At 70.4% G+C, this 12596-nt stretch carries 15 protein-coding genes; 3 read left to right on the top strand and 12 right to left on the bottom strand.

Features of this window, described 5'->3' with window-relative positions:
- Positions 1-7: 7 nt before the first annotated feature.
- The 3 genes from pyrH to rpsB form a co-directional block, all read right to left on the bottom strand.
- Positions 8-724, bottom strand: a complete 717-nt coding sequence (gene pyrH, locus AB4078_RS02465; RefSeq protein WP_440731655.1) for a UMP kinase — start codon at positions 722-724, stop codon at positions 8-10.
- Between the two features lie 108 nt (positions 725-832).
- Complete coding sequence (gene tsf, locus AB4078_RS02460) at positions 833-1660, bottom strand: translation elongation factor Ts (protein WP_440731654.1); 828 nt, start codon at positions 1658-1660, stop codon at positions 833-835.
- Between the two features lie 78 nt (positions 1661-1738).
- Positions 1739-2662 carry a 30S ribosomal protein S2 gene (gene rpsB / locus AB4078_RS02455; protein ID WP_441975824.1) on the bottom strand — a complete coding sequence of 308 codons (924 nt, stop codon included), beginning with the start codon at positions 2660-2662 and terminating at the stop codon, positions 1739-1741.
- Between the two features lie 284 nt (positions 2663-2946).
- Between rpsB and AB4078_RS02450 the strand changes: the two genes are divergently transcribed.
- Positions 2947-3657: a murein hydrolase activator EnvC family protein gene (locus AB4078_RS02450; RefSeq protein ID WP_441975823.1), complete on the top strand. Its 711-nt coding sequence runs from the start codon at positions 2947-2949 to the stop codon at positions 3655-3657.
- 42 nt (positions 3658-3699) lie between these two features.
- On the opposite strand, the gene AB4078_RS02445 is transcribed toward AB4078_RS02450, so the two are convergent.
- The 9 genes from AB4078_RS02445 to AB4078_RS02405 all read right to left on the bottom strand — a co-directional run bounded on the left by AB4078_RS02445 (position 3700) and on the right by AB4078_RS02405 (position 10985).
- Positions 3700-4602, bottom strand: coding sequence for a tyrosine recombinase (locus AB4078_RS02445; protein ID WP_440731651.1), 903 nt, complete (start codon positions 4600-4602; stop codon positions 3700-3702).
- Positions 4603-4663: 61 nt separating this feature from the next.
- Positions 4664-5920 (bottom strand): DNA-processing protein DprA, encoded by a 1257-nt coding sequence (dprA, locus tag AB4078_RS02440; RefSeq protein WP_440731650.1) that lies wholly within the window; start codon positions 5918-5920, stop codon positions 4664-4666.
- Positions 5917-7446 carry a YifB family Mg chelatase-like AAA ATPase gene (locus tag AB4078_RS02435; RefSeq protein WP_441975822.1) on the bottom strand — a complete coding sequence of 510 codons (1530 nt, stop codon included), beginning with the start codon at positions 7444-7446 and terminating at the stop codon, positions 5917-5919. Before AB4078_RS02435 ends, dprA begins: the two co-directional genes overlap by 4 nt.
- A complete protein-coding gene (locus tag AB4078_RS02430; protein WP_440731648.1) occupies positions 7443-7805 on the bottom strand; it encodes a YraN family protein in 363 nt (120 codons plus the stop codon). The genes AB4078_RS02435 and AB4078_RS02430 overlap by 4 nt, the downstream gene beginning before the upstream one ends.
- A gap of 140 nt (positions 7806-7945) precedes the next feature.
- Positions 7946-8272: a DUF2469 family protein gene (locus AB4078_RS02425; protein WP_045273217.1), complete on the bottom strand. Its 327-nt coding sequence runs from the start codon at positions 8270-8272 to the stop codon at positions 7946-7948.
- Between the two features lie 53 nt (positions 8273-8325).
- Positions 8326-8985 (bottom strand): ribonuclease HII, encoded by a 660-nt coding sequence (locus AB4078_RS02420; RefSeq protein WP_441975821.1) that lies wholly within the window; start codon positions 8983-8985, stop codon positions 8326-8328.
- A complete protein-coding gene (gene lepB / locus AB4078_RS02415; protein ID WP_440731646.1) occupies positions 8966-9751 on the bottom strand; it encodes a signal peptidase I in 786 nt (261 codons plus the stop codon). Before lepB ends, AB4078_RS02420 begins: the two co-directional genes overlap by 20 nt.
- A gap of 119 nt (positions 9752-9870) precedes the next feature.
- A complete protein-coding gene (gene rplS, locus AB4078_RS02410; RefSeq protein ID WP_440732424.1) occupies positions 9871-10221 on the bottom strand; it encodes a 50S ribosomal protein L19 in 351 nt (116 codons plus the stop codon).
- A 251-nt stretch (positions 10222-10472) separates the two neighbouring features.
- Positions 10473-10985 carry an MFS transporter permease gene (locus AB4078_RS02405; protein ID WP_441975820.1) on the bottom strand — a complete coding sequence of 171 codons (513 nt, stop codon included), beginning with the start codon at positions 10983-10985 and terminating at the stop codon, positions 10473-10475.
- Positions 10986-11105: 120 nt separating this feature from the next.
- Here AB4078_RS02405 and map point away from each other — a divergent pair, with 120 nt between their 5' ends.
- Both map and AB4078_RS02395 read left to right on the top strand, forming a co-directional pair.
- The gene (gene map, locus AB4078_RS02400) at positions 11106-11888 is read left to right on the top strand and encodes a type I methionyl aminopeptidase (protein ID WP_441975819.1); all 783 of its coding nucleotides are present in this window, start codon (positions 11106-11108) and stop codon (positions 11886-11888) included.
- Between the two features lie 81 nt (positions 11889-11969).
- Entirely contained in the window at positions 11970-12560 is a 591-nt protein-coding gene (locus tag AB4078_RS02395) for a histidine phosphatase family protein (RefSeq protein ID WP_441975818.1), read from the top strand.
- Positions 12561-12596 lie beyond the last annotated feature (36 nt).

The raw sequence follows: 12596 nt of genomic DNA, 5'->3' as shown, positions 1-12596 counted from the left end.
GATGCTCTCAGGCGATGACGCGGGTTCCGATCGGTTCGCCCAGCAGCGCACGGGTGATGTTGCCCGCGGGCTCCATGCCGAACACGCGCATGTCCATGCCGTTGTCCATGCACAGGCTGAACGCCGTGGAGTCCACGACCTTGAGGCCGCGCACGAGCGCGTCCTGGAAGGTGATCTCCTCGATCCGCTCCGCCGAGGTGTCCTTCTTGGGGTCGGCCGTGTAGATCGCGTCCACGCCGTTCTTGGCGACCAGGACCTCGTCGGCGCCGATCTCCAGGGCACGCTGCGCTGCGACGGTATCCGTGGAGAAGTACGGCAGGCCCGCGCCCGCGCCGAAGATCACGACGCGGCTCTTCTCCATGTGCCGCTCTGCACGCAGCGGCAGGTACGGCTCGGCGACCTGGGTCATCGCGATCGCGGACTGCACGCGCGGCGACGCACCCGCCTGCTCGAGGAAGTCCTGCAGCGCGAGCGCGTTCATGACCGTGCCCAGCATGCCCATGTAATCGGCGCGGGCACGATCCATGCCGCGCTGGCTCAGCTCCGCTCCGCGGAAGAAGTTGCCGCCGCCGACGACGACCGCGATCTCGACCCGGTCGGTGGCCGCCGCGATCTCTCGCGCGATCTGGCTGACGATGTCGGGGTTGACCCCGAGCTGGCCGCCGCCGAAGGCCTCACCGGAGAGCTTGAGGACGACGCGTCGTCGCCCCTGTCGTTCGGTCATGGAGTACTTCCTCTCGTCTGGGAAAAGATATCGTCTGCAGCCCCCGCGCAGGAGCGGGGCATGACGAAGGGGTCCGGATCCTGGTGGATCCGAACCCCTTCGATGCTGTTACGCGCCGACCTTGAAGCGGGCGAAGCCGGTCACGTTCAGACCGGCGTCCTTCGCGACCTGGCCCACGGACAGCTTGTTGTCCTTGGCGTAGTCCTGCTCGAGCAGGGCGACCTGCTTGAAGAACGCGGTCACGCGACCCTCGACGATCTTCGGCAGGGCGGCCTCGGGCTTGCCCTCGTTGCGGGAGATCTCGGTGACGATCTCGCGCTCCTTCTCCACGTCCGCGGCCGGGACGTCCTCACGGGTGAGGTAAGAGGGGTTCGCGAACGAGATGTGCTGCGCGATGCTGCGGGCGGTCTCCGCGTCGTCACCCGTGTAGGCGACGACGACGCCGATCTGCGGCGGGAGGTCCTTGCTCGTGCGGTGCAGGTAGACCTCGGTCCGCTCGCCGGAGATGGTGGCGACGCGACGCAGTTCGACCTTCTCGCCGATGATCGCGGCCTCGTCGGAGATCAGCTGCTCGACGGTCTGACCGCCGGCGTCCGCCGCGAGGGCGGCCTCGACGCTGTCCGCCTTGATGGCGGCGGCTGCGTCGGCGACCTTGTCGGCCAGCGCGATGAAGCGCTCGTTCTTCGCGACGAAGTCCGTCTCGCAGGCGAGCTCGACGAGCGTCACGGCGCCGTCCTGCTCGCGGGCGACGACCAGGCCCTCGCTGGTGGAACGGTCAGCGCGCTTGGCGTTGCCCTTCGCACCCTTCAGGCGAAGGATCTCGACGGCCTTCTCGACGTTTCCGTCGGCCTCTTCGAGCGCCTTCTTGGTGTCGACCATTCCCGTTCCGAGCTGCTCACGCAGCGCCTTGATGTCGGCGATGGTGAAGTTGGCCATGTTGTGGTGGCTCCTTGCTTCGTATGTATGCGTGGTGGATGCCGGTCAGCTGGCTTCTGCCAGATGACCGATAGGCGATTACTTGTCGGTCGACTCGGCGGCGGCGACCTCGGCCACCGTCTCGTCGGCAGCAGCGGCGATCGTCTCGTCGTGCGCCTCGGCGCCGGCCTCGTCCGCAGCGGACTCGGTCGCGGCGACCTCTGCGGCTGCGCCCTCGACGACCTCGGCCGCGGGGGTCTCGTCGGCGGCGGGGGCCTCGAGGAGCTCCTGCTCCCACTCGGCGAGCGGCTCGGCGTCGCCGACCTCGGGGTTGTGCTTGAGCTGCAGGCCCTCGGCCGCGGCGTCGGCGATGATGCGGGTCAGCAGCGAGACCGAGCGGATCGCGTCGTCGTTGCCGGGGATCGGGTACTGGAAGTCGTCCGGGTCGGCGTTGGTGTCGAGGATGCCGATCACCGGGATGCCGAGCTTCTTGGCCTCGTCGATGGCGAGGTGCTCGCGCTTGGCGTCGACGACCCACAGGGCCGACGGGGTCTTGGTCAGGTTGCGGATACCGCCCAGCGACTTGTGCAGCTTGTCGAGCTCGCGCTTCTTGAGCAGCAGCTCCTTCTTCGTGAAGCCCGATGCGGCCGGGTTCTCGTAGTCGAGCTCCTCGAGCTCCTTCATGCGGGCGAGACGCTTCGCGATGGTGGTGAAGTTGGTGAGGAGGCCACCGAGCCAGCGCTGGTTGACGTAGGGCTGCCCCACGCGCGTGGCCTGCTCGGCGAGGATCTCCTGCGCCTGCTTCTTGGTGCCCACGAAGAGGATGGTGCCGCCGTGTGCGACCGTCTCCTTGACGAAGTCGTAGGCCTTGTCGATGTAGCCCAGCGACTGCTGCAGGTCGATGATGTGGATCCCGCTGCGCTCCGTGAGGATGAAGCGCTTCACCTTCGGGTTCCACCGGCGGGTCTGGTGTCCGAAGTGAACGCCGCTGTCGAGCAGCTGGCGGATGGTGACGACGGCCATGGTCGTACTCCTTGTTCGTTGAGGTTGTGCTGCCGATCGGGTGATCGGCGATCCTGGTGCCCGGCGACACTCCGCTCTCCTGCGAGAGACCTGTGGAGTGTTCGCCACGTTGAACGCTGTGGGCACGCGTAGTCACCCCGACAGACGGGGTGCCGTGCAAGCATATCAGGGTCGCGACGCCGGAACACGCGCGATCCGTCCGCACAATCCCGCCGGTGCGCAGGCTGTGCACCGATTGCGCGGAAGACTCACTGAGCGAACGCCGCACGGCGGAGGATCGGAGGATGCACTCTCCTCGCCGCCTTGCCTCCCCGAATCGCGGCGGGCGTCCGCCGCTCGGGCTGCTCGCGGTGGCGGCCGCATTGCTCGGCGGGCTGCTTCCCGTGGTGCTTTCGGCGGCGACGCCGGCGGCGGTCGCGGCTGGAGGTCCTGCACGCACCGGCGACGTCGGTCAGGTCGAGGTGAGTTCGCGGGTTTCGGGCCGGGGTCCGGCAGCTTCGGGCCTTGGTCCCGCGACTCCGGGCCTTGGTCCGGCAGCGGAGGGGCGCGCTTCGGCGGGTGGCTCCTCCTCGCTGCCGGACCACGATTGGCTCTGGCCGATCGAGGGCGCGCGTTCGGTGCTCGTGCCGTTCCGGGCCCCCGCGCACGACTACGGACCCGGGCACCGCGGCATGGACATCGCGGCGACAGGCGGGGCCCGAGCACCGGCCGACGGCGTGATCGCGTTCCGAGGCGTGGTCGTCGACCGTCCGCTGCTGACGATCGACCACGGCAACGGCCTGGTCACGACGTTCGAGCCCGTGCAGTCGGAGTTGGCCCCCGGCACGATCGTGCATCGAGGGGAGGTCATCGCGACCCTGTCCACCGGCGGGCATACGCCCGCCGGTGCCCTGCACGTCGGTGTGCGCTGGAACGGCGTCTACATCAACCCCCTGCTGCTGTTCGGCGACGTGCCGCGCGCGGTGCTGCTGCCCTGCGGGACCGACGGCTGCTGACCACTGCCACGGGCATGATGGCGACGCGCGTCCGTGCGTCCGTCACGCCCGTGGGTGCGCGAGGCGGTAGCTCGCCGCGAGGCGCTCCGCCGAGACGTGCGTGTAGATCTGGGTTGTCCCCAGACTCGCGTGCCCGAGGATCTCCTGCACCGCGCGCAGGTCCGCTCCACCGTCGAGCAGGTGCGTGGCAGCGGAGTGGCGGAGCGCGTGGGGTCCCACGGTCTCCGCGCCGATCACGGGCGCGAGCACACGGGCGACCAGTTCGTACACCGCGCGCGGTCCCAGGGCTCCTCCGCGCGCACCGCGGAACAGCGCAGGGCCTGGCCGCTCCGCGCGTGCGACGAGCACGGGTCGGGCGCGGCGCAGGTACGAGGCGACCGCATCACGCGCCGGCGCGCCGAACGGCACGACGCGCTCCCTGTCGCCCTTGCCGAGCACGCGGGCGGTGCCTCGGTCGAGGTCGACGTCGTCGACGGCGAGCCCGCACAACTCGGAGACGCGCATGCCCGATCCGTACAGGAGCTCCAGGATCGCGCTGTCGCGAAGGCGGACAGGATCTCCGTCGAGTGCGGCGTCGCGCGCCTCGTCGAGCAGCACGCGCATCGCGTCGGCCGATGCCACCGCCGGCAGGGTGCGCCCCCGCTTGGGTGTCACGAGGCGCAGCGCGGGGTCGTGCGCGATGAGCCCGGCCTCGGCGGCCCAGGCGAAGAACGAGCGCACCGCCGCCGTCCGTCGAGCCAGGGTCGATCGCGCGTCACCCCGCTGCGTGGCTCGCCACAGCCAGTCCCGCAGCGCCTCGAGATCGACGTCGTCGAGCGCCGCATCCGCCGTCGACGCCGCGAGATCGGCCAGATCCGACCGGTACGCGCGCACCGTCGCCGGCGACAGCCGCCGCACCTGGGCGAGGTGCGTCGTGAACGCCGTGGCGGCCTCGGATACGCGCATGACTCCAGCATGCGCTCCCCGGCTCTGCACCGGCGGGAGCACGCGCGGGCACCACGACCTCTCATTGCAGGATGCTGCGCCACCCGTGCTCGGAGCGGACCGCGCTGCCATCCAGCTCCAAGATGCCGAGGAGCGCCTCGACTCGATCCGCGCTCAGCCCGCTGCGCTGCGCGAGCTGCGTGCTGCTGCGTGGCGTGCGCACGTTCAGCGCGTCGGCCAGGCGCACCATGTCCGGATCCTCCGAGGCCGTCGCCGGCGTCACCGCGGCGACCCCGAGCAGCTCGCGCACGTCGGCGACGGACGTGATGCAGCGCGCGTCGTAGTCGCGCAGCAGCCGGTGGCAGCCCGCGGACGCGGTCGAGGTGATCGGACCCGGTACGGCGCCGAGCGGTCTGCCGAGCGCGGCCGCGTGCCCCGCCGTGTTCAGGGACCCGCTGCGGTGCCCGGCCTCGACCACGACCGTCGCGGCGGAGAGCGCACTGATCAGCCTGTTGCGTGCCAGGAACCGCCACTTGGTCGGGGCGGTGCCGCAGGCCACCTCGCTCACCAGCGCGCCACTCGTCAGAATCCGCTCGAACAGCTGCGCATGCCCGCTCGGGTAAGGCCGATCCACCCCTCCGGCGAGCACGGCCACCGTCCTTCCTCCGGCACGAAGCGCGGCGCGGTGCGCCGTACCGTCGATCCCGTACGCGCCTCCGGAGAAGATCACGCGCCCCTCTGCGGCGAGCTCGGCCGCCAGCTCCCCCGCGACGTGTTCGCCGTAGCTCGACGAGGCCCTGGCGCCGACGAGCGCGACGCCGTCTCCCGTCAGCACCGTCGGATCGCCACGCAGCCACAGCGCGTGCGGGGCATGCGCACCCAGATCTGCTGCGCACGCGGGCCATTCCGGATCGGGCGGCAGCAGAAGGCTCGCTCCGATGCGTGCTGCGGTCCGCAGCGCTCCGAGATGCGGCAGCGGGTCGAGCCGGGGAGCCCAGCGTCGCCGCCCGTCCCGCAGCGCTCCCGCTGCCGGGCGGTCGTCCACGCCATCCTGGCGATCCCCCTCACCGCTCGCCATGAGGTCCAGTGCCTCCTGGGGCCCGAGCGCGGCGACGAGCGCGCCCGCGACGCCGTCGCCAGGCTCGGTGATGAGATTCCAGATCAGGCCGTCACGCACCTCGGGCCGCTCCGCATCGGGACGGACACGGGTGGCCGCCTCAAGGAAGCGCTCGTCCTCCCGGAAGGCGCGCAACCGTGCCGCGAGTGCTCCGCCGCCCGGTGCGCGCCGCTCGCTGCGCTCCGCGCTCCCCGCCGCAGTGGTCTGCTCCGTCGCGCTCATGCCGTCATCCCCTTCTTCAGGAACAGGGCGCGCCCCACATGGGCGAGCCCCGGTGCGTCCGCACCCGCCAGGTCGGCTACCGACCACGCCAGCCGCAGGACCCGGTCGTATCCGCGCAGCGTGAGGGCCCCGCGTTGCAACGCGCGATCCAACGGCGCCCGCGCCTCGGCGGGGAGCCGGAAATCTCCCTGGCGCAGCCATGTGCCTGGCACGTGCGCGTTGAGCCGCCACGGCGTGCCCCTCCAGCGCCGCGCAGCGCGGTCCCGCGCCTCCTCGACCCGCCCGCGCGCATCGGCCGTCGAGAGCGTGCCGCGCTCCTGCGTGCTGACCTGGGCGGCCGAGACACGGGCGACCCGCACCTCGATGTCGAGCCTGTCCCGGATCGGACCGGACAGCCGTGCCGCATAGCGCCGGATCGCGGAGGGAGGGCAGATGCACTCCTCGCCGACCACGCCGAAGGCTCCACAAGGGCACGGATTCGTGGCGAGCACCAGCTGGAACCGCGCGGGGAAGCGCGTCGTGAACTCGGCGCGATGGATCTCGATCATCCCCGCCTCCAGTGGCTGCCGGAGCGCGTCCAGGACACCGCCCGGGGCCTCGGCCGCCTCGTCGAGGAAGAGCAGCCCGCCATGGGCTCGGGCGATCGCACCTGGCCGGGCCGCTCGGGATCCGCCGCCGATCATGGCGGCGATCGACGCACTGTGATGGGGCGCGACGAACGGCGGCCGGAGGTCCAGGCGGGTGAGGTTCTCCCCCATCAGCGAACGGATCGAGGCGGCTTCGAGGGCCAGCTCCTCGTCGAGGTCCGGGAGGATCCCGGCGAGCCTGCGCGCCAGCATGGTCTTGCCGGCGCCGGGCGGACCGGACAGGAGCAGGTGGTGCCCTCCTGCCGCGGCGGCCACGAGGGCGGCGACCGCCTCGTCCTGTCCGATCACATCCGCCAGCTCCGGCGCAGGACCACTCCGCGCCGGTGTCGCCGCGGCGAGCACCGGTTCAGGATCGCCGAGCTCGGCCAGCTCGGCACCGTGCAGCAACGCCACGTGGGCGAGGCTCACGGCCGCGTGCACCTCGAGCCCCGGTACGAGCCGGGCCTCGGCCTCATTCGCGACGGGCACCACCGCCCGCTCGAACCCGGCCTTCCGCGCCGCATGCAGCGCCGGTAGCACCCCGGGAATCGGGCGCAGCCGCCCGTCCAGTCCGAGCTCGCCCAGATGCACCGTGCGAGCGAGCGAGACCTCATCGAGGGATCCGGTCGTGCCGAACGCCGCGATCGCGATCGCGAGATCGAACGCGGCCCCGTGCTTGGGCAGGCCGGCGGGCGACAGGTTCACCGTGAGCTTGCGCCGCGGCAGGTCGAGGCCGCTGTTGCGGCAGGCGTTGTGCACACGGCGCACCGCCTCGCCGAGCGCGCGGTCCGCAAGCCCGATGAGATCGAACCCCGGCGTCTGCTGCGAGAGATCCGCCTCGACGTCCACCATGTGGCCGTTCAGCCCGGTCAGGGCGACCGCCCAGGTGCGCGCGGTCATCGCAGATCCTGCAGGTGTTCGAGGACTCCGATCGCCGGATCCGCGCCCACGATCCCGATCGCCTCGAGCCGCAGCGCCTGCCCCCGGCTCGCCATCGGGTGCTCCCGCACCCATACGTGCACCAGTCGCCACAGCCGCTGCCGCTTGCGCTCGTCGATCGCTTCGAACGGGTGTCCGTAGTCGAGGGTGCGCCGAGTCTTCACCTCGACGAACGCCAGCGTGCCATCGCGCTGCGCGACGATGTCGAGCTCACCCTGATCGCACCGCCAGTTGCGGTCGAGGATCCGGTATCCGAGTCGGGTCAGGTGCGCTGCGGCGCGGTCCTCCCCCGCGCGTCCAAGATCGTCTTTGGCTGCCATGATCGACAGCCTGACCGCCGCTGCGGCGTCGTGGAGCGCCGTTCACGCAACCCGTGCGCAATCGGCGGGATCATCCGCCTGGGGAGGAAGATCGCGGGAGGGGCAGCGGTCAGGCCAGAGGGCGCCCGCCACGGCATGAATCACTCGCCGTCGAGTGAGAGCTCCTGCGGCAGTTCGAACTCGCGGCGCGACAGCTCCTCGACGTTCACGTCCTTGAACGTGAGCACGCGCACGGACTTCACGAAGCGGTCGGCGCGGTAGATGTCCCACACCCAGACGTCATTCATGGACACTTCGAAGTAGAAGTCATGCTCGGTGTCCCGGCGCACCACGTTGACCTCGTTGGCGAGGTAGAAACGGCGCTCGGTCTCGACCACGTACTGGAACTGCAGGACCACGTCGCGGTACTCGCGGTACAGGGCGAGCTCGAGCTCACGGTCGTAGTCGTCGAAGGCGTCGTCATCCATGATCCCCCCATCCTACGAGAGCGGGATCCGCGGGGCCGCATCCTCGCGCGCGGTCAGAACAGCGTGGGCGCGTCGGCGATCGCCCAGGACAAGCGGTGGTGGCGGGTCAACCCGCGCAGACGGATCGCCTCGCGGTGCTCGATGCTCGCGTAACCCTTGTTCCGCTCCCACTGGTAGTGCGGGAACTCGGGCGCCAGGTCGACCATGAGGGCATCGCGTGCCACCTTGGCCAGCACCGAGGCCGCGGCCACCGACGCGCAGTCCCGGTCGGCCTTGATGATCGAGCGCACGTTCAGGCGCCCGGGATGCACGGCAGAGACGTAGTCGTGGTTGCCATCGAGGATCACGAGCGCCGTCGAGGCCTCCCAGGCGTCCCCACAAGCCGCGATGATCGCACGGGACGCGGCGAGGCCCAATGCGCGCATGATGCCGACCTCGTCGATCTCGGCGCTCGAGGCCCAGCCCACCGCGCTCGCAGGCGCCCAGGCGCCGGCACGGTCGGCGACCTCGGGCCGGCGCTTCTCCGGCACCAGCTTGGAGTCGCGCAATCCCTGCGGCACCCGCCGTCGTGCGGCGGCCGCGTCCACCACGGTCGCGCCGACGGCCACCGGGCCGGCCAGCGCTCCTCGCCCGACCTCGTCCAGGGCGATGAGATGGGAGTGCTCCCGCAGCAGCCGCCGCTCGAGGACCAGGCTAGGCTCGACGACCGCCACGGCGGCGCTCCTGTGGCTTCGGCTTCGACACCCCGTTGAACACGGCGTAGTGACCGTCGACGAGGCCGAACCGGTCGAACGGCCACGTGGTGAGGAATGCGCGCCCGACGATGTTCTGCATCGGCACGAATCCGCCCCCGGGCTGATCCTGGTGATAGCGCGAGTCCTCGGAGCGCGTGCGGTTGTCCCCCAGCACCCACACCGCGCCCTTGGGCACGGTGACATCGAACGGGATGCTGGACGCGCGTGCGTCGCCCACGCCGGGTTTGAGATACGACGACTCGTCGATCGGAGCGCCGTTCACGGTGAGCTGGCCCAGTGAGTTGCAGCACACGACATGATCACCCGGAAGGCCGATGAGGCGCTTGACCAGATGGTCGTCCGAGTCGGGGGCGGCGACCCCGATCAGGGTGAGGAACCATTCCCCGGCCTCGAACAGCGGGGACCGCGGCGGCTGCGGCGGCGCCGGCGGCAGCCAGCCGCCCGGATCCTTGAAGACCACGACGTCGCCGCGGTGATAGCCGTTCCAGTGCGGAGTGACCTCATCGACGAGGATGCGGTCCTTGACGAGCAGCGTGTTCTCCATCGAGCCGGACGGGATGTAGAAGCTGCGCACCACGAAGGTCTTCACGAGGAAGGAGACCAGCACCGCGATGAGCAGGATCACCACGACGTCGCGGAGGAAGATCACCCAGCCGCGTCGTCGCGGCGTCGTCTGCTCCCGCACCGCGTCGGCGGGTCCGGCCGCCGCGAGCTCTTCCGTCATGCGCCATCCTTCACAGGCCTCGGCCGTCGACTGACGGCGCCTTCCAGCTTCTCATGTCCAGGGAACGAACAAGCGCCCCGGGAACCGTGTCTCGGGGCGCTTGTTCGAAAGCGGATGGGTCAGCGCGCGTCGCGCTTCTCCTTGATCTTCGCCTTCTTGCCGCGCAGGTTGCGGAGGTAGTACAGCTTGGCGCGGCGCACGTCGCCGCGGGTGACGACCTCGATGTGGTCGATCACCGGGGAGTGCACCGGGAAGGTGCGCTCGACGCCCACCTGGAAGCTGATCTTGCGGACCACGAAGGTCTCGCGCACACCGTCGCCCGAGCGGCCGATGACGACGCCCTGGAAGACCTGGATACGGGAGCGGCTGCCCTCGATGATGTTGACGTGCACCTTGACGGTGTCGCCGGGGAAGAAGTCGGGGATGTCGGAGCGGAGCGAAGCCGCGTCGACGACGTCGAGGATCTGCATGATCGTCTCTCTCTGCATTCGCCTCAGGTCGCATGCATGTAGGAAGGGGTGAAAGGAGTGTTGTGTGCCGAACGGAGCGCTGAGCGCCCGCGGGTTCCCCTGAGGCAGAACCGGGTCACGGCACAAAGAACCATTCTGCCATGGAACCGGATCCGCACCAAAACGGGATCGGCCCGCACCGGCCCGCGGCTCAGCGCGCGGAGAGGCCGCGCCCGGGGCGCGAGGAAGACCGCGGCCGCGCGCTCCGGGTGTCAGGCCCCTGAACGGTCCGTCTCCGTGATGACGAAGACGTCTCCCTGCTGCGACATCCGCTCTCGCTCAGGGCCGCCAGGATCCCCGTATGCCGCGGCGCGCATCGCTTCGCCGTCGATCGCGAATGCGGCCCTGCCGCGCTCCGCCAGGTCCTTCCAGAGCTGCCAGAGGGTCGACCAGAACACGCCGAGGAACGCCACGATGGTGCCGGTCAGCAGCCAGCCGAACGCGCTCTGCGGGAAGAAGCCCAAGGCGATCGTGAGGCCATGCCACACGGTGAACCCGATGACGTCGCGCCAGGAGACCGCGCGCTCCTCTCGGACGGTCGGGCGCGCGCGCACGAGCAACCCCAACGCCACCTCACCGACGAGCACCGAGGGTAGAGCGACGAACAGCACCCAGAGGAAAGCCCAGCCTCCGGCCTGGAACACGCCCCAGCCGATGAACAGCCACAGCGGCAGCACCAGGGCGGCCGGGAACAGCCAGGAGAAGAAAGCGCGCCGGATCCACATACCGCGATGCTACGTCGGGGGCACCGACGCGGATCCGCGCGTTCGCTGTGAGCGTCGCCGGCGGAGAGGCGTCGGCCGCCAGAGAGGTAGGAGAGAATGGACCAGACGAGAGGACTGGGAATGATCGAACTGCGCACCCCCGCCGAGATCGAGGAGATGCGGGCGGCCGGACGCTTCGTGGCGGAGACGCTGGCGACGCTACGTGCCGAGACCAAGGTGGGCACGAACCTGCTCTCGATCGATCGGCGCGCGCACGACATGATCCGCAAGGCCGGTGCCGAGTCCTGTTACATCGACTACCACCCCTCGTTCGGCGCGAGCCCGTTCGGGAAGGTCATCTGCACGTCCGTGAACGACGCCGTGCTGCACGGACTGCCCCACGACTACACACTGCGCGACGGCGACCTCGTCTCCCTCGACTTCGCCGTCTCCGTCGACGGCTGGGTCGCCGACTCCGCCGTGTCGTTCGTGGTCGGCACCCCGCGCGATGAGGACCTTCGCCTCATCGACACGACCGAGCGCGCCCTGGATGCAGCGATCGCGGCGGCCGTGGTCGGCAACCGGATCGGCGACATCTCGGCCTCGATCGCCGCCGTCGCTCACGGCGAGGGCTACTCGATCAACACGGACTTCGGCGGGCACGGCGTCGGCCGCATCATGCACGGCGACCCGCACGTGCCCAACGACGGCCGGCCCGGACGCGGCTTCCCGCTGCGCGCCGGCCTCGTGATGGCGCTGGAGCCCTGGTTCCTCGCGACCACGGACGAGCTCGTCACCGACCCGGACGGCTGGACGCTGCGCAGTGCCGACGGCTCCCGTGGCTCGCACTCGGAGCACACGGTCGCGATCACCGAGGACGGCCCGATCATCCTCACCGACCGCACGTTCCTCGGCGTCGACTGATCCCGGATGCGCCTGCGCTGAGGCGTACCCCGGAGCCGAGCGGCCGCTGTGCCGAAGCGGGTCCTGTGCCATTCTGTCGGCATGCCTCTCGCCGCACGGATGCCGGATCGCCTGTTCCTCGCGCGGCATGGCCAGACCGAGTGGAATCTCGAGCGCCGGATGCAAGGTCGGCTCGACTCCCCACTCACCTCCGCCGGCATCGAGCACGCGCATGCGATCGCACGACAGCTGGAAAGCTCAGGCGTCGGGCTGATCTGCACGAGTCCGCTGGGACGCGCACGACGCACCGCGGAGATCGTCGCCGAACACCTCGATGTGGTCGTGGTCGTCGTCGACGAACTCGCGGAGGTGGACCTGGGGACCTTCGCGGGGCGCACCTGGGATGAGATCGATGAGACCCACCCCGGTGTCCGCGCCCTGCGGTCGGAGAACCGATACGGATGGGCGTTCCCCGGTGGCGAAAGCTACGCGTCGGCGCGACCGCGGGCGCTCCGGGCGCTGGAGGAGTGCTCCTGGGCCGGTGAAGGAACACCGCTTCTCGTCACGCACGAGATGATCGGCCGGCTGCTGCGCGGCGCCATGCTCGGGTACGGGCATGCGGACACGCTCGCGCTGCGCCACCCGCATGGGATCGTCTTCGAACTCACCCACGGAACAGAGCGCCTGCTCTGAGAAGTTCGTCAGGATCCCGATCCGCCTTCGGTCGGT

It is taken from the genome of Microbacterium sp. 2MCAF23 (assembly GCF_052115565.1).
In the GTDB taxonomy this organism is placed as follows: domain Bacteria; phylum Actinomycetota; class Actinomycetes; order Actinomycetales; family Microbacteriaceae; genus Microbacterium.
Note: the sequence above shows the minus strand (reverse complement) of the source record. Positions and strands in the feature narration are given on the sequence as shown.

Excerpts from the sequence above, each read along its gene's own strand:
- pyrH (WP_440731655.1), bottom strand. The coding sequence starts at position 724 with ATGACCGAACGACAGGGGCGACGACGCGTCGTCCTCAAGCTCTCCGGT.
- tsf (WP_440731654.1), bottom strand. The coding sequence starts at position 1,660 with ATGGCCAACTTCACCATCGCCGACATCAAGGCGCTGCGTGAGCAGCTC.
- rpsB (WP_441975824.1), bottom strand. The coding sequence starts at position 2,662 with ATGGCCGTCGTCACCATCCGCCAGCTGCTCGACAGCGGCGTTCACTTC.
- AB4078_RS02450 (WP_441975823.1), top strand. The coding sequence starts at position 2,947 with ATGCACTCTCCTCGCCGCCTTGCCTCCCCGAATCGCGGCGGGCGTCCG.
- AB4078_RS02445 (WP_440731651.1), bottom strand. The coding sequence starts at position 4,602 with ATGCGCGTATCCGAGGCCGCCACGGCGTTCACGACGCACCTCGCCCAG.
- dprA (WP_440731650.1), bottom strand. The coding sequence starts at position 5,920 with ATGAGCGCGACGGAGCAGACCACTGCGGCGGGGAGCGCGGAGCGCAGC.
- AB4078_RS02435 (WP_441975822.1), bottom strand. The coding sequence starts at position 7,446 with ATGACCGCGCGCACCTGGGCGGTCGCCCTGACCGGGCTGAACGGCCAC.
- AB4078_RS02430 (WP_440731648.1), bottom strand. The coding sequence starts at position 7,805 with ATGGCAGCCAAAGACGATCTTGGACGCGCGGGGGAGGACCGCGCCGCA.
- AB4078_RS02425 (WP_045273217.1), bottom strand. The coding sequence starts at position 8,272 with ATGGATGACGACGCCTTCGACGACTACGACCGTGAGCTCGAGCTCGCC.
- lepB (WP_440731646.1), bottom strand. The coding sequence starts at position 9,751 with ATGACGGAAGAGCTCGCGGCGGCCGGACCCGCCGACGCGGTGCGGGAG.
- rplS (WP_440732424.1), bottom strand. The coding sequence starts at position 10,221 with ATGCAGATCCTCGACGTCGTCGACGCGGCTTCGCTCCGCTCCGACATC.
- AB4078_RS02405 (WP_441975820.1), bottom strand. The coding sequence starts at position 10,985 with ATGTGGATCCGGCGCGCTTTCTTCTCCTGGCTGTTCCCGGCCGCCCTG.
- map (WP_441975819.1), top strand. The coding sequence starts at position 11,106 with ATGATCGAACTGCGCACCCCCGCCGAGATCGAGGAGATGCGGGCGGCC.
- AB4078_RS02395 (WP_441975818.1), top strand. The coding sequence starts at position 11,970 with ATGCCTCTCGCCGCACGGATGCCGGATCGCCTGTTCCTCGCGCGGCAT.